Genomic DNA, 19,135 nt, shown 5'->3' on the forward strand with positions numbered 1-19,135 from the left:
CCCATTTTCCGCGGGGGCGCGGTCCGGGGAGCGCGGGTGTGCCGCCGGGGCCGGGTCGTGCGGGACAATCGCCCCGTGACGTTGAAGATCGACATCGATGAGGGCGCGGGCGTCGCGCCGTACGAGCAGGTGCGGGCGGAGATCGCCGGGCAGGCGCGGTCGGGGGCGCTGCCGGTCGGCTACAAGCTGCCCACGGTGCGGGGGCTCGCCGAATCGCTCGGGCTCGCGGCCAACACGGTGGCCAAGGCCTATCGGGCCCTTGAGGCCGACGGGGTCGTCGAGACGCGGGGGCGCAACGGCACGTTCGTCGCCGCGGCGGGCGACGCGGCGGCTCGGGCGGCGTCGGCCGAGGCGCAGGCGTACGCGGAGCGGGTGCGGCGGCTCGGACTCTCGGAGGAGGACGCGGCGGCGGCTGTGCGGGACGCGTTGCGCGCGGCGTACGGGGACGTCGGCTAGGGCGTCCGCCTGTGCCTGTGCCTGTGCCTGTGCCTGTGCCTTTGCCTGTGCCTTTGCCTGTGCCCGGGTCCGGGACGGTGCCGAACGATTCTCCCTGAACGCGCCCCTACAGGTACAACCCCGCGTCCGCGCCCTCCCGTTGGCCCGGGACCGACGTCGGCGTCGTGCCACGGCGCAGGGCGAAGAGTTCCGCCAGGGTCGCGCCCTCGCGGCTCACGCCGTCCTCCGTGCCGAGCCACTCCACGGCCTCGCGGCGGGTCAGCGCGCCGACCTCGATGCGGGCCAGGCAGCGGCCGGGGCGGACCACCGCGGGGTGCAGGCGCTCCAGGTCCTCGTTGGTCGTGACGCCCACCAGGACGTTCCTGCCCTGGCCGAGCAGGCCGTCGGTGAGGTTCAGCAGGCGCGAGAGCGCCTGGCCCGCTGTGTGCTTCGCCTCGCCGCGGATCAGCTCGTCGCAGTCCTCCAGGAGCAGCAGCCGCCAGCGGCCCTTGGCCGTGCCGTCGTCCTCGCCGATCGCGATGTCCATGAGGTAGCCGACGTCGCTGAACAGCCGCTCCGGGTCGAGGACGCAGTCCACCTGGCACCAGTCGCGCCAGGAGCGGGCCAGCGTCCGCAGCGCCGACGTCTTGCCCGTGCCCGGCGGGCCGTGCAGCAGCAGGAGCCGTCCCGAGATGTCCTCGGGCGTGGTCTTCATCAGCGAGTCCATGGCGCCGGCGACCGGCGCCGTGTAGTTGGACCGCACCTCCTCCCACGTACCGGCCGAGATCTGCCGGGTGGTGCGGTGCGGGCCGCGCCGCGGGGAGACGTACCAGAAGCCCATGGTCACGTTCTCCGGCTGGGGCTCCGGCTCGTCCTGCGCGTCGTCCGTGGCCTGCTTCAGGACCTTCTCGGCGAGCTCGGCGGTGGTCGCCGTCACCGTGACGTCGGCGCCGCGGTTCCAGCGGGAGACGAGTACCGTCCATCCCTCGCCCTCGGCGAGCGTCGCGCTGCGGTCGTCGTCGCGGGCCGCGCGCAGCACCGTCGCGCCGGGCGGCACCAGGGTGGAACCGGACTTGACGCGGTCGATGTTGGCGCTGTGCGAGAAGGGCTGCTCGCCCGTCGCGAAACGGCCGAGGAAGAGCGCGTCCACGACATCCGCCGGGGAGTCGCTGTCGTCGACGTTGAGCCGCATCGGCAGGGCGTCCTGTGGGTTCGCAGACATGCCGACATGATCCGGCACGTACACGCCGTTGTGCATCAGGTTTCCGCAGTGCGTCCCTTGTGTCCCGTTCCGGGAGGGGGTGCGGGTGTTCCCCGTCGCTGCCCGTTGTCCCCCTGTTGGTTCCCGCCGTCCCCGTCGGCTTGGCGAACTTCCGGAACGGGCAAGGGAATTGTTGAGGAACTCATTGTCATGAACACTATCGGCGGCCGGGGGTGCGTGCTACCACGGTCGAGGCAGAAATCCTGCTAAGGGAGGTTCCATGAAATTGTCCGGAATCACGGCATACATGTCCTCGCTCCTCCTTGCGGCCGCCTTCGCCCTCACCGGCGCGGCAGCGGCCCACGCGGACCAGTCGGCCGACACGCGGGCCGCTGCCGGCGGTTATGTGGCCCTCGGGGACTCCTACTCCTCGGGCGTCGGGGCCGGCAACTACGACGGCGCCAGCGGGGACTGCAAGCGCAGCACCCGCGCCTACCCCGCCCTGTGGGCCGCCGCCCATTCACCCGCAAGCTTTAATTTCGTCGCCTGCTCGGGCGCTCGTACGGGTGATGTTCTCTCGGGCCAGCTGGGTCCCCTGGGCAGCGGCACGGGTCTCGTCTCGATCTCCATCGGCGGCAACGACGCCGGGTTCGCCGACGTCATGACGACCTGTGTGCTGCAGTCCGAGAGCACCTGCCTGGCACGCATCGACACCGCCCGCAAGTACGTCGACTCCACGCTTCCCGGCAACCTCGACAGGGTCTACGACGCGATCCGGGCGAAGGCCCCCGCCGCCCACGTCGTCGTCCTCGGCTACCCCCGCTTCTACAAGCTGGGCGGCAGCTGCCTCGCGGGCCTCTCCGAGCGCGAGCGGACCGCCATCAACTCCGCCTCCGACTACCTCAACGCGGCCACCGAGAAGCGCGCCGCCGACCACGGCTTCACGTTCGGCAGCGTCACGTCCGCCTTCACCGGGCACGAGATCTGTTCGTCGAACTCCTGGCTGCACAGCGTGAACTGGCTCAACATCGGCGAGTCCTACCACCCCACCGCCGCCGGACAGTCCGGTGGCTACCTCCCCGTGTTCACCGCGGCGGCCTGACCCACAAGGCCCGTCACGGCGTGTAGGAGGCCCCGCCCGTCGGGGTCTCCTGCACGCAGGTCACCTTGTACGCGACGGAGTTCGAGGCCGTCGACACCGGCGCACGCACCTGGACGCCGACCGCGTTCTCGTACGTCCCGCCGCCCGGGTCGTACGCGGTCTCGACGTGACTGGCCTGCCGGACCTTGCCGCCGCCCGAGGTGAACGACAGCGTCTTCCAGCCGGGATCGCCCGACGTGCCGGACTTCGTGAGCCAGCGGTACTCGACGGTGGCGGGGACGCGCCCCACCGTGAACGTCGCGGTGAACGACGGCGCCCGGCCGGCCGTGGGCGGACACGCCCCCTCGTACTGCGTGCGGCTGCCGGAGACGTACACCTTCACGCTCTGGACGGGCGTCGAGGCGGTGCCGCCGTGGCCGCCGCTCCCGCCACTGCCTCCGTTCGTGCCGCCACCGCCGGTCGTAGTGCCGCCACCGTCGCCGTTCCCGTCCGCCGAGCCGGTCGTCCCGCCTCCGCCGGAGCCTCCGCCTGAGCCGTTCGCCCCGTTCGACGCGCCGCTGTCGCCGCCCTGGCCGTCGGCGGTCCCGGCACTGCCGTCGGCGCCCGCCGAACTCCCGCCGCCCCCGTCGCCGTTGTCGCGGTTGATCAGGGCGTACGCGATGCCGCCGATCGCGAGCGCCAGGACGACGAGCCCCGCAACCAAGGCTGCCACCGCGCGCCGGGACCGGCCCTGCTGCCCGGTCGCCGTGGTGTCCGTGGTCGTCGTGGTGGACGGCGGCGGGGGGAGGGGGAGCGGCACCGGCGGGGCCGGACCGTACTGCTGCCGCTCGGTGGTGGCCGTCGGCTGGTGGGAGAGCGAGGTCTGCGCGTGCGGGGTGCCGCCCGCGGCCACGGTCCGCAGGTCGCGCTCGGCGTCGGCGGCGGACATCCGTTCGTCCGGGTCCTTGCGCAGCAGCCCCTCGATCACCGGGGCGAGCGGCCCTGCCCCGCGCGCGGGCGGCAGCGGCTCGTCGACGACCGCGCGCAGCGTGCTCAGCGGGGTGTCCTGGCGGAACGGCGAGCTGCCCTCCACCGCCGCGTACAGCAGGACGCCGAGCGACCACAGGTCGGAAGCGGGACCGGGACGCTGCCCCAACGCCCGCTCCGGGGCGAGGAATTCGGGCGAACCGATGACCTCGCCGGTCATCGTCAGCGCCGAGCTGCCCTCGACCAGGGCGATGCCGAAGTCGGTGAGGACGACGCGGCCGTCGTTGGCGATCAGGACGTTGCCCGGCTTGACGTCGCGGTGCAGGACCCCGGCGCCGTGGGCGGCGCGCAGCGCGGCGAGGACCTCCGCGCCGATGTGGGCGGCCCGCCGCGGGGGCAGCGCTCCCTCGGCGTCGAGCACGTCGGACAGGGAGAGGCCGCGCACCATCTCCATGACGATCCACGGACGGCCGCCCTCGCTCGCCACGTCGTAGACCGTGACCACGTTCCGGTGCGGGATGCGGGCGGCGGCCCAGGCCTCGCGTTCGAGGCGGGCGTACAGCCGGTCGACCTCGACGGCGGGGAGCCCGGCGGGGGCGCGCACTTCCTTGACGGCCACCTCGCGCCCAAGCACCTCGTCGCGGGCCTGCCACACGGTGCCCATGCCGCCTTCGCCCAAGGGGGCGAGGAGACGGTAGCGCCCGGCGATCACGCGCTCTGGCCGACTCACGGGTGCCCCCATTCGCAGCAGTGCGATGCTCCCCAAAAGTAGCTCAAGCGAGCGCTGTTGCGGCCCCTTCCACACCAATCCGCCCGCGACGCACGTCAGTTCTGGGTGAGGGCCCTGACCACGGCGCCGGCGACGCGGGCGGTGCGCTCCTCGGTCCAGTGCGCGGGATCCTCCACGCTGGAGACGAAGTAGCCGCGGGTCAGCAGGGAGAGGATGTCGGCGGCGAGCGCGGCGTCGGGCGCGCCGGCCGCGGCGGCGGCCTCGGCGAACTCCTGGCGGGACTCACGCGTCTCCGTGAGGTCGACGCCGTTCGGGTCGGTGCCCGCGGACGTCAGCATCTCCAGCCAGAGCGACCGCAGCAGCAGGTCGTCCGCGTCGGTGCTGAGGTTCCACTCGACCACGGCGCGCAGGCGTTCGGGGCCGGTCAGCTCCCCCGTGCGGGCCGCCAGTTCGGAGCGCCAGCGCGACTCGGCGGCGCGGACGGCGTTGGTGATCAGGGCGGTGCGGGTGGGCACGTAGTTCGTGACCATGGCCGTGGAGCCGCCGAGCTCCTTCGCGACGGCGCGAATGGTGATCGCCCGCGCCCCGTCGCGAGCGGCCACGGCGAGCGTGGCCTCCGCGATCTCCTTGCGGCGCTGGACTTCGTCGACGTCGATCGGCATGGAGGAAACCTAGCTCAGAGAGGGGGGTTGACGGTGTCGGCAGTTAAATGCAACGTTGTTATATCACACTGTTTTTCTCAATGTCTCCTCTGCGTGGAGGACCGTCATGAGCCTTGCCTTCGAGCGTGTCACGCCCCAGCCCCTGTCCGACCGGGCCCGCCAGCACCACGTGCGCACGCGCGACGGGATCCTGCTGGCGACCGATGTGTACGGCGTCGGCGAGGAACCGGCCCCCGCCGTGCTCGTCCGGCTGCCCTACGACAAGAACAGCCGGTACGTCTTCTTCGAGAAGGTCGCCGAGCGGTTCACCGCACGCGGATACGTGATGGTCGTCCAGGACGTGCGGGGCAAGTTCCGCTCCCAGGGCGCCACGCTCGGCTGGACCGGCGAGACGGCCGACGGCTTCGACACCATCGAGTGGATCGCGCGCCAGCCGTGGTCGAACGGGATCGTCGGCATGTTCGGCGACTCCTACTACGGGTTCACCCAGTGGTCCGCCGTCGCGAGCCAGCACCCCGCCCTGCGCGCGATCGTGCCCCGCGTGACGTGCACATCCAACGGACCGGGTGTGGCGAGCTACGATCCCGGCGCGGGCCGGCAGCCCCCGTGGCTGGAGGGCGCCGACTACCAGGCCCACGTGTGGATCGACAACGACAGCTACGACTTCGCGGCCGACCTCACCAGACGCCCGCTGACCGACGCGTACGAGGAGGCCTTCCGGGCCGTCGGCAAGCGCTCGGCGGGCTTCGACCTCATCGTCGACGGCATCCCGCTGCCCGCGTACGACGGCCCGCACCCCTACGACGCGCGGCCCGTCCCGGTGCTGCACTGCGTGGGCTGGTTCGACAACCTGGGCGCCGCCCACATGCGCGACTACACGGAACTTGACCGGCGCCCCGGCTGGCCGGCCGTGCAGTACCTCGTCGCAGACGCGGTCGACCACGAGAACTACTGCCTGGACGACGCCCCGGTGCCCGCGGACCGCGACCACCAGCTCAGCGACGCGGCGCTCGACGGCATGCTCGACGCGTACACCGGCCCGGCCCTCGACTTCTTCGACGTCTTCCTCAAGGGCACCGCACGGCCCGACACCCTCCCGCGCGTCCGCTGGAGGCTCGGCCACGCCGGCTGGCGCACGGCCCCCTGCTGGCCCCCGCCCGGCGCGACGCCGCTCGAACTCCACCTCGGCGCAGCCGGATCGGCCGCGGGTCCGGTCCCGGGCGGGCGGCTGCGCGCCACGCCGCCCGCGGCCGAGGAGTCGGCGCACTGGCGGTACGACCCCGACGACCTGGTGCCCTCGGCCACCCGGGACACCTTCGCGCTGCTGCGCGACCATCCCGACGAACGGCGCACCGCGGACCGCGACGACGTCCTCGTCTTCACCACGGACGCCCACGAGACACCGCTCGACCTCGCGGGCCCCGTACACGTCCTGCTGTCCGCCATGAGCACGGCGCCCACGTTCGACGTCTTCGTGCGCCTCCTCGACCTCGCCCCTGACGGCACGGCGCGGCTGATCGTGCGCGGCTGCGCCCAGGCGGACGCGCCGGGCACCGTCGCCGTCTCCCTCGGCCACACCGGCTACCGGGTGCGACGGGGCCACCGCCTGACGCTCATGATCGCCGGCAGCGACTTCCCCAACCACCTCCCGAACTCCGGCACCCACGATGACCCCTGGCGCACCGCGGCCCCCAAGGCCAGCCTCCAGACGCTTCGGACAGGACCGGACCACCCGGCCCTCGTACGGCTCACGGTGCTGCCCGCGAACCCGGGGGACGACCAGCGATGACCCTCCGGTTCGTCGCGACCCGGCTCGCCGCGCTCCTGGTGACGGTGGCCCTCTCCAGCCTGGCCATCCACGGGGCGCTGTTCCTCGCGCCGGGCGATCCCGCCACGCTGCTCGTCGGCGGCAGCCGCAGCCCCGACCCGGCGGTGCTCGCCGGGATCCGGGCCGAGTACCACCTGGACGACCCGTTCCTCAAGAGCTACTGGCACTGGCTGAGCGGCTGTCTCCACGGCGACTTCGGCAGGTCGCTGGTCTACCGCGACACCGTCGCCCACCTGATCGGCGACCGGGCGGGCCACACCCTCGCCCTCGTCGTCTACGCCGCCGTCCTCGTCCTCGCCCTCGGCACCTTCACCGGCACACTGGCCGCGTTGCGCGGAGGGCGGGTCGAGACCCTGGTGACCGCGGTGACGGCCGGCGCCATGGCGGTGCCGACCTTCGTCATGTCGGCGCTGCTCATCTGGGTGTTCGCCGTCCGGCTGCCCTGGTTCCCGGTGTACGGCAGCGGCACGGGGTTCACCGGCACGCTGTCCCACCTGACGCTGCCGGCCGTCGCGCTCGCCCTGACCTGGATCGGCTACGTCGCCCAGGTCACCCGGACCGCCGTACGCGCGGAACTGCGCTCCGAGCACGTGGAGACCGCCCGCGGGCGCGGCGTGCCCGAATCCGTCGTGATCCGGCGGCACGTGCTGCACAACGCGGCGGGGCCCGTCTTCGCGGTCTCCGGCGTCGGCATCGCCGGGCTCATCGCCACCGCGGCCGTCGCCGAGCAGGCGTTCGGCACCGGCGGCCTCGGCGCCTTCATGATCGATGCGGCCGCCAAGCAGGACATGGCCGCCGTCCAGGCCGTCTCGCTGGTCTTCGTCGTCGCCTTCGTCGTCATCAACACCCTCGTCGACCTGGTCGGCGCCGCGCTCGATCCGCGGGCCGCACGGAAGGGCACCCCATGACCAGCACACTCTTCGGCCGCACCGCGGGCACCGCGCGCGCCGCGGCCCGCCCGCGCGACGGGGCGACCCGCGCGGCAGGCTGCGTCGTCGCCCTCTTCGTCCTGCTCGCCGTCCTCGGACCGCTGATCGCGCCGCACGACCCGAACGCGGTGGACCCGCTCAACGTGAACGCGGGCCCCGGCCCCGCCCATCCGCTCGGCACCGACGACACCGGACGCGACATCCTCTCCCGCCTCGTCTGCGGCGCCCGCGCCAGCCTGGCGGCCCCCGCGGCGGTCGTCCTCGTCTCCACCACCGCAGGCACCCTGCTCGCGCTGGCCGCCGCCTGGACCGGTGGCTGGCTCGACCGCCTCGTCTCCGGCGCGCTCGACATCGTCTTCGGCTTCCCCGGCCTGATCATGGCCGTGCTCGCCGCCGCCGTCTTCGGCACCGGACTCACCGCCCCGGTCGTCGCCCTCTCGATCGCGTACCTCCCGCTCATCACCCGGGTGGTCCGGGCGGCGGCCGTCAAGGAGCGCGGCCTGCCCTACATCGCGGCACTCCAGCTCCTCGGGGCCGCCACGCCCCGCATCTGGCTCAGGCACCTCCTTCCGAACCTCCTGCCGCTCGTCCTCGTCCAGGCCACCATCGGCTTCGGCTACGCCCTGCTCGACGTGGCCGCGATCTCCTTCCTCGGGCTCGGCAGCCAACCTCCGAGGCCCGAGTGGGGGCTGATGGTGGCGGGCGGCGCCCCCTCGATCCTGGCCGGACAACCGCAGCAGTCGCTGTACGCGGGCCTCGTCATCGTCGTCGTGGTGGTCGCGTTCAACCTGCTGGGGACCGGGCTCTCCCGCCGCCTGCTCGGAGCACACACATGACACCAGCGCACCTGACACCAGCGCACCTGACACCACCCCTGCTCGACATCGACGGCCTGGGCATCGAACTGCCCCTCGAAGGAACCCTGCGGACCGCCGTGCACCGCGTCGACGCACGGCTCGGCGAAGGGGAGGCCCTGGCGCTGGTCGGCGAGTCAGGATCGGGCAAGTCCCTCACCGCACGCGCCGTCCTGCGCCTGCTGCCGGACGGCGCCCGGACGCACGGGAAGGTGCTCTTCGCCGGGGAGTCCGTACCGGACATGAGCCGCGAGCGCCTGCGCCGGCTCCGCGCCGCCGAGGTCGCCATGGTGTTCCAGGACCCCCGCGCGCACATCAACCCCGCGCGCAGCGTCGGTGACTTCCTCGTGGAGGGCCTGACGACCGCGCGCGGTGTCCGCGCCGCCGACGCCGTCGCCCGGGTCACGGGCATCCTGCGGGAAGTCGGCATCGGCGACGCCGAACGGCGCATGAGGCAGCGCCCGTACGAACTCTCGGGCGGCCTGCTCCAGCGCGTCATGATCGCCGCCGCGCTGGCCGCCGAACCGCGCCTGCTGCTCGCCGACGAGCCCACCACGGCCCTCGACGTCACCACACAGGAAGAGGTCATGGCCATCATCGGCGAGACGCGCGAGGCCCGCGGCCTCGCGATGCTGTTCATCAGCCACGACCTGGAGCTCGCCGCGGCCGTCTGCGACCGCGTCGCGGTCATGTACGCGGGCACCACGGTGGAGGACCTGCCCGCCGCCCGGCTGCACCACGACGCGGCCCACCCCTACACGCGCGCCCTCCTCGCCTCCCGCCCCGCGGTCGGCGACACCCGCGCCGAGCTGCGGGCCATCACCGGCAGGCCGCTCTCCGGCTTCGAGACCCCGGACGGCTGCGCCTTCGCCGACCGGTGCCCGCGGGCGCGGGACGTGTGCCGCGGGGAGCGTCCGCTGCCGCGCGCCGCCGGTGGGTCGACGGCGGCCTGCCACTTCCCGCACACCCCGTCGGCCGAGGAGACGGTCCGCCGTGCTTGAGGTACGTCAACTGAGCAAGAGTTACGGGGACTTCGCCGCCGTCGACGACGTCTCGTTCGTTCTTCCCCGGCAGGGGTCGCTGGCCGTCGTCGGCGAGTCCGGGTCCGGCAAGACGACGACGGCGCGGATGATCGCGGGGCTGGAGCGGCCGGACTCGGGGCGGATCGTCGTCGAGGGCGACGAACGCGGGGCGGGGCGCGTAGGGGCGCGTGAGCGGCGCCGTCGCGGTGGGCAGGTCCAGCTGGTGTTCCAGGACCCCTACGCCTCGCTCGACCGGCGCCAGCGGGTGCGTGACGCCCTCGCCGAGGCGGTCGGGCTGCACAGCTCCCTGCGCGGTGGCGCGCTCACGGCACGGGTCGCGGAACTCCTGGACATGGTGGGGCTCGACGACCGGCAGGCCGGGGCCCTGCCGAGGGCCCTGTCGGGCGGCCAGCGGCAGCGGGTGGCCATCGCCCGCGCGCTGGCCGCAGAGCCGCGGGTGCTGATCCTCGACGAGGCCGTCGCGGCGCTCGACGTGTCCATCCAGGCGCAGATCCTCGGTCTGCTCGCGGAGGTCCGCGCGCGGACCGGCACCGCGCTGCTGTTCATCACGCACGACCTCGGCGTCGTGCCCCGCGTCAGCGACGAGGTCCTGGTGATGCGGGCCGGCCGGGTGGTCGAGCAGGGCCCTGTGGTGGACGTACTCGAGCGCCCGCGGCATCCGTACACGCGCCGCCTCATCGACTCGGTGCCCAAGCCGGGCTGGAAGCCGCGCAGAAGGACGCCCGAAAGGCCCGTGGCCTGAGCCACGGGCCCGTCGCAACAGCAGAGTCGAGGCCCCCCGGTTGCCCGGGGGGCCTCTGCCGGTCAGTCGTCGGAGCGGACCCGGCCGGGTCCTGGCCGCAGCCGCGGTGCGCGCGCCTCGATCGCGGACGCGGCGTGCAGCAGCAGGTTCTCGCGGAACCGGCCGCCGATCAGCTGCACCCCGGTCGGCAGGCCGTCTCGGACGCCCGTCGGCACGGAGAGCGCGGGGAAACCGAGCACCGGCACGGCCTGCATCGGCCACTGCGCGGCGAGGACCTCGCGGATGCGGCCGGCGCCCGCCATGTCCGCGTCCTGCTCGAACGGGGGCTCCGCGGAGACCGGCGTCAGCAGGATCCGTCCGTCGCCGAGGAAGCGCTGCAGGCGCGTGATGAGGGTGCCGCGCCGGGCGTACCCCTTGATGTACGTCTCCAGGGTGGGCCGTTCGCCCCAGAACTCCGCGGCGGCGTCGAACGACGCGGCCAGCGAGACGCGTACGGAGTCGTCGCCGAACCGCTCGATCTCCGGGAGCATGGTCCGCAACTCCTCGTACAGCAGCAGCGACCACAGCCGGGCCGCCTCGCCGAGCAGGGGCAGCTCGGCCTCGTCCACCCGGTAGCCGGCGTCGCCGAGCCAGGCGGCGGCGCGGTCGAGGGCGGCGTCCACCGTGGGGTGCGGCTTGGCGAGCCCCGCGTCGCGCACGATCACGACCTCGACGGGGCCCGCCGGGCCGGGGGAGGGGCGCTCGGGCAGGCCCACCGGGTCCCGCAGATCCGGGGTGATCATGGCGTCGAGGGCGAGCCGTACGTCGTCGACGGTGCGGCCGAGCGGCCCGTGGACCGCCATGGTCTGGAACGACAGCGGGGCGTCGAACTCCTCCTGGCCCCCCGGTTCCATGGCGGAGACGAGCCCCACCGTGGGCCGCAGACCCACCACGCCGCAGCAGTACGCGGGGAATCTGACCGAACCGCCGATGTCGTTGCCCTGGGCGATCGGGGTCATGCCGAGGGCGAGCGCGGCGGCGGCGCCACCGGAGGAGCCGCCGGGGGTGTGCGCCTCGCTCCACGGATTCAGCGTCCTGCCGTGCAGGTCGTTGGCGGTGAACCAACGCACCCCGAAGGCGGGGCTGTTGCTGCGGCCAAGGAGCGTGGCACCGGCCCGACGCAGCCCCGCGACGCAGGCCGCGTCGTCGTCGGTGACGGCACCGGCCCAGACCGGGACGCCGTGCGAACTGGCGTATCCGCGCTGAGCGGTGTTGATCTTCGTGGAGACCGGTACGCCGTGCAGTGCCCCGAGCGTGGCGCCGGAGGCGACCGCCGCGTCGGCGTCGGCGGCCCGGGCGAGCACCTCGTCGGCACGGACGTCGACCAAGGCGTTGACAGCCGGGTTGACCTCGTCGACGCGGTGCAGGAAGGCCGCCGCCACTTCGGTGGCGGAGAAGGTTCCGGCGCGTATCCCGGCCGTGAGCCCGGCGGCCGTCCGGTCCCACAGGGGCTGTTCGTCGTGTGCGTCGGTCATCGTCGACTCCGGGGCGTGAGGAGGGCGGGCGGGGTTCATTTCTTCGTCGCGCCGAGGTGGGCGGCCCAGGGCATGCCCAGATAGGCGAAGGAGCTGGGCGCTCCGCTGACGCGCCGGTTCATGAACATCCGCTCGTGCGTGGTGGCCAGGTAGGTGACCGGCACGGTGGGGGTGAACAGGGCCTGCGCGTCGGCGTACGCCTCGGCGGAGCGTGCCGGGTCGGACGTCGTGCGCGCCTTGTCCAGCAGGCGGGTGACCCGGGCGTTCTCGTAGTGCGTCCAGTTGAAGATCCCCCGTGGCGTGACCATTTCCGCCACGTACGAGGAGGGGTCGGGCATGGCGACGTATCCGAAGGTGAGGATGAGATCGAGGCCCTTGCGGATGCCGGGGTCGTAGAAGAGCGAGGACATCTCGGTGGGCTGGAGCTGCTTGATCCTCAGATGGACGCCGAGCTTCTCCGCCGCCGCCTGGACGAAGGTCAGGGTCTGCAGCCCGCGCTGGTCCCCCGCGGGGACGGCCGCCACCAGTGCCCGCCCGGGGCGGCCCACCCGCGCGATCAGCTTTTCGGCCCGCTCGACATCGGGTTCGGGCACGGCGGGCAGGGCCTTGTAGGCGGCGTCGTACCGTTCGGCGGCGGGATCACCGTGCCAGGTGAGCGGCGGGACGAGTGATTTCAGCACGGTGCCGTCGCCGTCGAACACGTTCTTGATGAGGGCTCTGCGGTCGAGCGCGGTGGAGAGGGCGTCCAGCAGCCGCCGGTCCGCCGCGGGCGACTTGGCGTCGCCGGGGATCAGCAGCACGTTCTGGGTGGAGGGGCCGAGGTGGACCGCTCCGTTCCGTGCCTTCGCGAGCGCCGCCGCGCCGGTGGGTGGCAGTTCGTAGGTGCCGTCCACCTCACCGGAGAGCAACGCGCTGGTGAGCGTGTTGCTGTTGGTGATGAACTTGAACGCGATCTCCCCGGCCTTCGGCCGCAGTCGCTTGTCCCAGTAGGCGTCGTTGCGCTTCAGGGTGATGCTGTCGCCGGACTTCCACGAGGCGGGCCTGAACGGCCCGGTGCACATGAGGCCGCCACGCGCCGTCCCGTAGGACGCGCCCGCCTTCCGCGTGTACGCCTGCTGGCTGACCGCGCCGAAGGGTGTCGCGAGCGCCTTGGGCAGGGTCCGGTCGTACGACGTGGTGCGCAGGGTGACCTGGGCGGGGCCGGTGACCTCGATGGACTTCACCGCGTCGAGGAAATTGCCGTACAGGGCCTGGGTCTTCGGATCGGTCTGCCGGCGCAGGCTGTAGGCGACGTCCTCGGGCGTCATCCGGGACCCGTCCCAGAACCTGACGTCCGGCCGCAGGTCCAGGACCAGGGCGCGGTCGTTCTTCCACGTCAGCTTCCTGGCGAGGCCGGGGCTCATGGAGAAGTCGGCGTTCATCCGCATGAGCGTGTCGCAGAGGTTCGCCTCGACGGTCTGCGGCGAGTAGTCACCGACCTTCGCGGGGTCCAGGGTGGTCGGTTCGCCGTACGGCAGGGCCCAGGTGACCCGGTCCACCTCGCCGGTGCCGGCCGGTGTGGTGGTGGTGAGCCGCGGCTTGCCCGCGGCGCCGGTACCGGATGAGGAGGTGCAGGCCGTCACGGCCAGCAGGCCCGCGCTCGCCAGCGCCGTCAGGGTGTGTCTCGTTGCGGCCATGGCTTGGGGCTCCTTGCCGGGAGAGGGAGGAGGAAGCGGGGGGAGACGTGGAGAGGAGGCGTAGAGGAAGCGAAACCGCACGAGTGGCGGCCTGCCGAGATAAACGAACGTCATATAACGTTGTTGCATGACACGCTTGCACCGCACGGGTGAACGAGTCAAGACCCCGTGACGCCTTCGTCCCGCTCCGCCCCACGGCGTGTCCACGTGCCGGTACGGCGACCCGATCCGCCCGTATGGAAGGGAACTTCACGATGACGTTCACGCCCGCCCTCGACTTCGCGTTCGAGATCCGCGCCCGAGTCGGCGAGACGCTCCACATCGGCCACGGTGACGGCGAGGTCACCGAGTTCACTCCGATCGTCGGAGGTGAGGTGGAGGGGCCGATGCTGCGCGGGCAGGTGCTGGCCGGCGGAGGCGACTGGAGCAGCACCCGCGGCGAGGTCTGCGAACTCGACGCCCGCTACCTGCTGCGGGCCGACGACGGTGCGGTGATCGACATCGTCAACCGCGGCTTCTACCGTCCCAAGGCCGAGGCCCCGGACCAGAACGACGGCGGCCTGCGGGTCTCCGAGTCCGGTCACTACTACCGGACTTCACCGGTCTTCCGGACCGACGCGGCGGCGCACCGGTGGCTGGCGGAGACCGTCTTCGTGGGGCTCGCCCGCCCCGAGGGCGACGACGTCGTGGCCATCCGGATGTACGCCGTCAGGTAGCGGCGGACGCGTGGGGCCCGGGAAGCGCGCGGGCTTCCCGGGCCCTACGGCTTCCCGGCCCCAGGGTTTCCCGGCCTCCCGGTCTCAGGCGAGTGACCGGTGCGCGCTCTTCAGCGCGCTCCGGAATCGCTCGACCTCGTCGGGCGAAAGCTCTTGCACCATGCGCTGTTCGAGCAGGCGGGCCGCTTCGGCGTGGTCGGCGAGGAGCCCGCGTCCTGCGTCGGCGAGCAGGATGACCTTCTCGCGGCGGTTGCGGGGGTTCGGCTCGCGGCGGATGAGGCCGCGCCCCTCCAGGGCCCGGACCATGTCGGCCATGGTCTGGGCGGTGACGAAGGAGTCCCGGGCGAGCTGCGCGGCCGAGACCCCGTCGTGCCGCTCGAGCACTGTGAGGGCGGTGTACTGCAGCGCGGTGATGCCCGCGGGCCTGAGCAGCTCCTCCAGGCGGGCGCGCACCACGAGTTCGGCCCGCTTGACCAGGTAGAGCAGGGAGGGGCCCGCCTTGTCCGCCCTGTTCGCGCCCGTCTCCTCCGTGCTCGCGGGCACCGTCCGTTCCGTCATGACGGCCACCCTAAGCCATTGACAGGAATCCTGTTGATGGAGACCATGACGCCCATCAAGCAATCAACAGGATTCCTGTCAATCGAAATGTCGAATGAGGCTCAGTCATGGATCTGCAGGGAAAGGTCGCCCTCGTCACCGGCAGCGGTCGCGGTCTCGGTCTGGCCTACGCGCGCGCCCTCGCCGAGGCAGGCGCCGCCGTGGTCGTCAACGACGTCGACACGGACGCGGTGGACGCCGCGGTGAGCGCCATCACCGCCGCGGGAGGCAGGGCGGCGGGTGTCGTGGCGGCGGTGGGCGGCAGTGAGAGCGCAGACCTGGTCGTCGGCACGGCGGTACGGGAGTTCGGCGGCCTCGACGTCCTGGTCACGAACGCCGGCATCCTGCGCGACCGGGTGCTCTGGAAGATGACCGACGACGACTTCGACGCCGTGGTCGACGTCCATCTGCGCGGCACCTTCACCTGCGCCCGCGCGGCAGCGGTCCGCATGCGCGAACAGGGCGTCGGCGGCCGCCTCGTCCTGATCTCGTCGCCCGCCGGCCAGCGGGGCAACTTCGGCCAGACCAACTACGCCGCCGCGAAGGCCGGCATCGTGGCGATGGCCAGGACCTGGGCCATGGAACTGGCCCGCTCCGGCATCACCGTCAACGCGGTGGTCCCGGTCGCGGCCACCGAGATGACCCGCACCATCCCCGCCTTCGCACCCGTCATCGAGGAGTCGGAGCGCACCGGCGCCCCCCTGCCGGGGTGGCTGCGCAAGGACGAGGGCCTCGGCACCGTGGCGGACGTGGCGGGCCTGATCACCTTCCTGGCATCGGACGCCTCGAAGGACGTCACCGGACAGGCCATCGGCATCGGCGGCGACCGCCTCGCGCTGTGGGCGCACCCCAAGGAGAAGGCGGTCGCCTTCGCCGACGGCGGCTGGAGCGCCGAGGCGATCGGCGAGGAGTGGCACCGCGGCGTCGGCGCCGAGCCCGAGACGTACGGCATCCCCGCACCCCGGACACCGGAGGCCTGACATGAACGCCCCGGCCATCGACGTCGCCGCGCTGACCGCCATCGACGTCCACACCCACGCCGAGATCTCCAAGGACGGCCACGGAGCCCTGAGCCCCGAGCTGTTCGGCGCCTCCGAGAAGTACTTCAAGGCCCACGGGCACCGGCAGCCGACCATCGACGAGACGGCCGCGTACTACCGGGAACGCCGGATGGCCGCCGTCGTCTTCACCGTGGACGCCGAACACGCCACCGGCCACCCGCGGATCTCCAACCAGGAGATCGCGGAGAGCTGCGCCGCCCACGCCGACGTGCTCATACCGTTCGCGAGCATCGACCCGCACAAGGGGCGCGCGGGCGCCCGCGAGGCCCGCCGCCTGGTGATCGAGCACGGCGTCCGCGGCTTCAAGTTCCACCCGAGCATCCAGGGGTTCTCGCCCGCCGACCCGATGGCGTACCCGCTGTACGAGGCCATCGAGGAGCTGGGTGTCCCGGCGCTGTTCCACACCGGGCAGACCGGCATCGGCGCCGGGGTGCGCGGCGGAGGCGGCATCCGGCTGGGGTACTCCAATCCGATGCTCGTCGACGACGTCGCGGTGGACTTTCCCGACCTGCGCATCATCCTCGCCCACCCGTCCTTCCCCTGGCAGGACGAGGCCCTGGCCGTCGCCACCCACAAGCCGCACGTCCACATCGACCTCTCGGGCTGGTCCCCGAAGTACTTCCCGCCGCAACTGGTGCGCTACGCCAACACGCTGCTGAAGGACAAGGTCCTCTTCGGCTCCGACTACCCGGTCATCACCCCCGACCGATGGCTGGCCGACTTCGCGGAGCTCGACATCAAGCCCGAGGTCCGGCCGAAGATCCTCAAGGAGAACGCCGCCCGCCTGCTCGGCCTCACCAAGGACTGAGGGGGCGCCGTGCTGAACCAAGGCATCGGCTCCTGGCCGGCCCGCCGGGCCCGCAGGACACCGGACCGCGTCGCCCTCGTCCACGAGGAGACCGAGACCACCTACCGGGAGCTGCACCGGCGCGTGCTGCGCCTGGCCCACGGGCTGCGCTCCCTCGGCATGGGCCGCGGCGACCGGGTCGCCCACCTCGGCCCCAACCACCCGTCCTTCGTCGAGACCCTGTTCGCGGCCGGCGTGCTCGGCGCCGTCTTCGTACCCCTCAACACCCGGCTGACCGCAGCGGAGTTGGCGTACAACCTCTCCGACGCGGGCGCCACCGTCCTCGTGCACGGGACCGAGCAGGGCGCCACGGCCGCCGAGGCCGCCACAGAGGCCGGCGTACGCCACCGCGTCGCCCTCGGTGCGTCCGGCGCGTCCGGCGCGTCCGGTACGGCCGCCGTCGGCTACGACGAGCTGCTCGACGGCGCCGCGACCGAGCCCCTGGACGAGGCCGTCGCCCCCGACGACCCCTGCATGATCATGTACACCTCGGGGACGACAGGCCGTCCCAAGGGCGCCGTCCTCTCGCACGCCAACGTCACCTGGAACAGCGTCAACGTCCTGGTCGACAGCGATCTCGCGGGCGACGAGGTCACCCTGGCCGTCGCCCCGCTGTTCCACACCGCCGCCCTCAACATGACGTGTCTGCCGACCCTCCTCAAGGGCGGTCGCGTGGTGCTGCTCGGCTCCTTCGACGCCGACACCGTCATCGACGCCATCGAACACCACCGCGTGACCGGCATGTTCGGCGTTCCCACGATGTACGACGCGATGGCCGCCCGGCCCCGGTGGGCGAGCGCGGACCTGTCGAGCCTGCGCACCCTCAACTGCGGCGGGGCGCCGGTGCCCGCCCGCACCATCGAGACCTACCTCGCGCGCGGACTGGCGTTCGGCCAGGGCTACGGCATGACCGAGGCGTCCCCCGGCATCCTCCTGCTGGACCGGGAGCAGAGTGCGGCGAAGGCGGGTTCCGCGGGCCTGCCGCACTTCTTCACCGACACCCGCGTGGTCCTGCCGGACGGCGGCGAGGCGCCGCCGGGCCGAAGCGGCGAGATCCACGTCAGCGGCCCGAACGTCATGACCGGCTACTGGGGCCGCCCCGCGGACACGGCGGCCGCGCTCACCGACGACGGCTGGCTGCGCACCGGTGACATCGCCCGGACGGATGACGACGGATACGCCTACATCGTCGACCGGGTGAAGGACATGTACGTCTCCGGCGGCGAGAACGTCTACCCGGCCGAGGTCGAGCGGGCGCTGCTCGCGCACCCCGCCGTCCGCGAGTGCGCCGTCGTCGGCGTGCCCGACGACACCTGGGGCGAGAGCGGCCACGCCGTCGTCGTCCTCGAAACCGGCGCCCGTACGAGCGCTGCCGAACTCCTCGCCCACCTGCGGGACCGCCTCGCCAAGTACAAGGTGCCCCGATCCGTCGCCTTCGCCGGGAGCCTGCCGCGCACGGCCTCCGGAAAGGTCGTCAAGGCCGCGGTGCGCGCGTCCCACCCGAATGTGTAGACCCCCGCCACCGTTACCGGCGCCCGTCCGGTCACCCTCCTCGAAAGGCACTCCCATGCCCGCTGTCGCCCATGGCCTCGCCGGCCTCACGGCCCTCGCCGGTACGGATCTCGGCCGCACCGACTGGCTGGAGATCACCCAGGACCGCGTCGACACCTTCGCGACCGCCACCGACGACCACCAGTGGATCCACACCGACCCGGAGCGGGCGAAGGACGGCCCCTTCGGCGGCCCCATCGCCCACGGCTACCTCACCCTCTCCCTGATCATCCCTCTCTTCGGTGAACTCCTCGAACTCACCGGGGTGTCCATGAGCGTCAACTACGGCCTGGACAAGGTCCGTTTTCCCCGCCCGGTACCGGTCGGCGCGAAGATCCGCCTGCACGGCGCCGTCGACTCCGTGACGGCGGTCAAGGGAGACGGCGTGCAGCTGGAACTGACGTTCACCGTGGAGGTCGAGGGCGGCGGGAAGCCCGCGTGCGTCGCCCGTGCCGTCTACCGGCACTACGCCTGACCACCGCGCCGGTTCCCGGCGACGGCACGTGAGATACCCCACGTCGCATCCGCTCGGCGCCAGGGGGCGCGCGTCGGCCGTGAGCGCCGCGGGGCCCGGCGGAGGTGCTTCCCGCCCCGACGTGGGGGCGTATGTCCAACTCGCCCTGGAATCACTCGGATTCGGAGAGTAATCGTCAACCTCCTTGCAGGGTAGGTGAATCCTGT

General features: G+C 72.6%; 18 protein-coding genes. 12 read left to right on the forward strand and 6 right to left on the reverse strand.

Annotated features, from left to right (window positions below):
• Positions 1–75: 75 nt before the first annotated feature.
• Positions 76–456, forward strand: coding sequence for a GntR family transcriptional regulator (locus ACFVYR_RS22470; RefSeq protein WP_384251409.1), 381 nt, complete (start codon positions 76–78; stop codon positions 454–456).
• Between the two features lie 106 nt (positions 457–562).
• Here the strand turns inward: ACFVYR_RS22470 and ACFVYR_RS22475 are convergent, their stop codons facing one another.
• Entirely contained in the window at positions 563–1,657 is a 1,095-nt protein-coding gene (locus ACFVYR_RS22475; RefSeq protein ID WP_384251411.1) for a DUF5925 domain-containing protein, read from the reverse strand.
• Positions 1,658–1,916: 259 nt separating this feature from the next.
• On the opposite strand from ACFVYR_RS22475, the gene ACFVYR_RS22480 reads away from it, so the two are divergent.
• Positions 1,917–2,738: an SGNH/GDSL hydrolase family protein gene (locus ACFVYR_RS22480; protein ID WP_384251414.1), complete on the forward strand. Its 822-nt coding sequence runs from the start codon at positions 1,917–1,919 to the stop codon at positions 2,736–2,738.
• Positions 2,739–2,751: 13 nt separating this feature from the next.
• Here the strand turns inward: ACFVYR_RS22480 and ACFVYR_RS22485 are convergent, their stop codons facing one another.
• Positions 2,752–4,446, reverse strand: a complete 1,695-nt coding sequence (locus tag ACFVYR_RS22485; protein ID WP_384251417.1) for a serine/threonine-protein kinase — start codon at positions 4,444–4,446, stop codon at positions 2,752–2,754.
• An 83-nt stretch (positions 4,447–4,529) separates the two neighbouring features.
• On the reverse strand, positions 4,530–5,096 hold the full coding sequence (locus ACFVYR_RS22490) for a TetR/AcrR family transcriptional regulator (protein ID WP_384251420.1): 567 nt from the start codon (positions 5,094–5,096) through the stop codon (positions 4,530–4,532).
• Positions 5,097–5,202: 106 nt separating this feature from the next.
• Here ACFVYR_RS22490 and ACFVYR_RS22495 point away from each other — a divergent pair, with 106 nt between their 5' ends.
• The 5 genes from ACFVYR_RS22495 to ACFVYR_RS22515 are packed head-to-tail and all read left to right on the forward strand — an operon-like array spanning position 5,203 to position 10,492.
• The gene (locus ACFVYR_RS22495; protein ID WP_384251423.1) at positions 5,203–6,885 is read left to right on the forward strand and encodes a CocE/NonD family hydrolase; all 1,683 of its coding nucleotides are present in this window, start codon (positions 5,203–5,205) and stop codon (positions 6,883–6,885) included.
• Positions 6,882–7,832, forward strand: coding sequence for an ABC transporter permease (locus ACFVYR_RS22500; RefSeq protein ID WP_384251426.1), 951 nt, complete (start codon positions 6,882–6,884; stop codon positions 7,830–7,832). The genes ACFVYR_RS22495 and ACFVYR_RS22500 overlap by 4 nt, the downstream gene beginning before the upstream one ends.
• Positions 7,829–8,689 carry an ABC transporter permease gene (locus ACFVYR_RS22505; RefSeq protein ID WP_384251429.1) on the forward strand — a complete coding sequence of 287 codons (861 nt, stop codon included), beginning with the start codon at positions 7,829–7,831 and terminating at the stop codon, positions 8,687–8,689. Before ACFVYR_RS22500 ends, ACFVYR_RS22505 begins: the two co-directional genes overlap by 4 nt.
• On the forward strand, positions 8,686–9,708 hold the full coding sequence (locus ACFVYR_RS22510) for an ABC transporter ATP-binding protein (protein WP_384251432.1): 1,023 nt from the start codon (positions 8,686–8,688) through the stop codon (positions 9,706–9,708). Before ACFVYR_RS22505 ends, ACFVYR_RS22510 begins: the two co-directional genes overlap by 4 nt.
• Positions 9,701–10,492 (forward strand): ABC transporter ATP-binding protein, encoded by a 792-nt coding sequence (locus tag ACFVYR_RS22515; RefSeq protein WP_384251435.1) that lies wholly within the window; start codon positions 9,701–9,703, stop codon positions 10,490–10,492. Before ACFVYR_RS22510 ends, ACFVYR_RS22515 begins: the two co-directional genes overlap by 8 nt.
• A 62-nt stretch (positions 10,493–10,554) precedes the next feature.
• Here ACFVYR_RS22515 and ACFVYR_RS22520 read toward each other — a convergent pair whose 3' ends face one another.
• Positions 10,555–12,006, reverse strand: a complete 1,452-nt coding sequence (locus tag ACFVYR_RS22520; RefSeq protein ID WP_384251437.1) for an amidase — start codon at positions 12,004–12,006, stop codon at positions 10,555–10,557.
• Between the two features lie 35 nt (positions 12,007–12,041).
• A complete protein-coding gene (locus ACFVYR_RS22525; RefSeq protein ID WP_384251439.1) occupies positions 12,042–13,682 on the reverse strand; it encodes an ABC transporter substrate-binding protein in 1,641 nt (546 codons plus the stop codon).
• 254 nt (positions 13,683–13,936) lie between these two features.
• Here ACFVYR_RS22525 and ACFVYR_RS22530 point away from each other — a divergent pair, with 254 nt between their 5' ends.
• Positions 13,937–14,398, forward strand: a complete 462-nt coding sequence (locus ACFVYR_RS22530) for a DUF3237 domain-containing protein (RefSeq protein ID WP_384251442.1) — start codon at positions 13,937–13,939, stop codon at positions 14,396–14,398.
• Between the two features lie 84 nt (positions 14,399–14,482).
• On the opposite strand, the gene ACFVYR_RS22535 is transcribed toward ACFVYR_RS22530, so the two are convergent.
• Positions 14,483–14,956: a MarR family winged helix-turn-helix transcriptional regulator gene (locus tag ACFVYR_RS22535; RefSeq protein ID WP_384251444.1), complete on the reverse strand. Its 474-nt coding sequence runs from the start codon at positions 14,954–14,956 to the stop codon at positions 14,483–14,485.
• 107 nt (positions 14,957–15,063) lie between these two features.
• On the opposite strand from ACFVYR_RS22535, the gene ACFVYR_RS22540 reads away from it, so the two are divergent.
• Genes ACFVYR_RS22540 through ACFVYR_RS22555 form a run of 4 tightly spaced genes read left to right on the forward strand, consistent with a single transcriptional unit; the run spans position 15,064 to position 18,929 of the window.
• Positions 15,064–15,975: an SDR family oxidoreductase gene (locus ACFVYR_RS22540; RefSeq protein ID WP_384251447.1), complete on the forward strand. Its 912-nt coding sequence runs from the start codon at positions 15,064–15,066 to the stop codon at positions 15,973–15,975.
• A gap of 16 nt (positions 15,976–15,991) precedes the next feature.
• The gene (locus ACFVYR_RS22545) at positions 15,992–16,864 is read left to right on the forward strand and encodes an amidohydrolase family protein (RefSeq protein WP_384251715.1); all 873 of its coding nucleotides are present in this window, start codon (positions 15,992–15,994) and stop codon (positions 16,862–16,864) included.
• 9 nt (positions 16,865–16,873) lie between these two features.
• A complete protein-coding gene (locus ACFVYR_RS22550) occupies positions 16,874–18,415 on the forward strand; it encodes a long-chain fatty acid--CoA ligase (RefSeq protein WP_384251449.1) in 1,542 nt (513 codons plus the stop codon).
• A gap of 55 nt (positions 18,416–18,470) precedes the next feature.
• On the forward strand, positions 18,471–18,929 hold the full coding sequence (locus tag ACFVYR_RS22555; RefSeq protein ID WP_384251451.1) for a MaoC family dehydratase: 459 nt from the start codon (positions 18,471–18,473) through the stop codon (positions 18,927–18,929).
• The last annotated feature ends 206 nt before the right edge of the window (positions 18,930–19,135 follow it).

The sequence above is a fragment of the Streptomyces sp. NPDC058284 genome (genome assembly GCF_042881135.1).
GTDB lineage: Bacteria > Actinomycetota > Actinomycetes > Streptomycetales > Streptomycetaceae > Streptomyces.

Coding starts and splice junctions, on each gene's coding strand:
- ACFVYR_RS22505 (WP_384251429.1), top strand. CDS start 7,829: ATGACCAGCACACTCTTCGGCCGCACCGCGGGCACCGCGCGCGCCGCG.
- ACFVYR_RS22540 (WP_384251447.1), top strand. CDS start 15,064: ATGGATCTGCAGGGAAAGGTCGCCCTCGTCACCGGCAGCGGTCGCGGT.
- ACFVYR_RS22510 (WP_384251432.1), top strand. CDS start 8,686: ATGACACCAGCGCACCTGACACCAGCGCACCTGACACCACCCCTGCTC.
- ACFVYR_RS22535 (WP_384251444.1), bottom strand. CDS start 14,956: ATGACGGAACGGACGGTGCCCGCGAGCACGGAGGAGACGGGCGCGAAC.
- ACFVYR_RS22480 (WP_384251414.1), top strand. CDS start 1,917: ATGAAATTGTCCGGAATCACGGCATACATGTCCTCGCTCCTCCTTGCG.
- ACFVYR_RS22495 (WP_384251423.1), top strand. CDS start 5,203: ATGAGCCTTGCCTTCGAGCGTGTCACGCCCCAGCCCCTGTCCGACCGG.
- ACFVYR_RS22525 (WP_384251439.1), bottom strand. CDS start 13,682: ATGGCCGCAACGAGACACACCCTGACGGCGCTGGCGAGCGCGGGCCTG.
- ACFVYR_RS22475 (WP_384251411.1), bottom strand. CDS start 1,657: ATGTCTGCGAACCCACAGGACGCCCTGCCGATGCGGCTCAACGTCGAC.
- ACFVYR_RS22485 (WP_384251417.1), bottom strand. CDS start 4,446: ATGGGGGCACCCGTGAGTCGGCCAGAGCGCGTGATCGCCGGGCGCTAC.
- ACFVYR_RS22530 (WP_384251442.1), top strand. CDS start 13,937: ATGACGTTCACGCCCGCCCTCGACTTCGCGTTCGAGATCCGCGCCCGA.
- ACFVYR_RS22555 (WP_384251451.1), top strand. CDS start 18,471: ATGCCCGCTGTCGCCCATGGCCTCGCCGGCCTCACGGCCCTCGCCGGT.
- ACFVYR_RS22520 (WP_384251437.1), bottom strand. CDS start 12,006: ATGACCGACGCACACGACGAACAGCCCCTGTGGGACCGGACGGCCGCC.
- ACFVYR_RS22490 (WP_384251420.1), bottom strand. CDS start 5,096: ATGCCGATCGACGTCGACGAAGTCCAGCGCCGCAAGGAGATCGCGGAG.
- ACFVYR_RS22500 (WP_384251426.1), top strand. CDS start 6,882: ATGACCCTCCGGTTCGTCGCGACCCGGCTCGCCGCGCTCCTGGTGACG.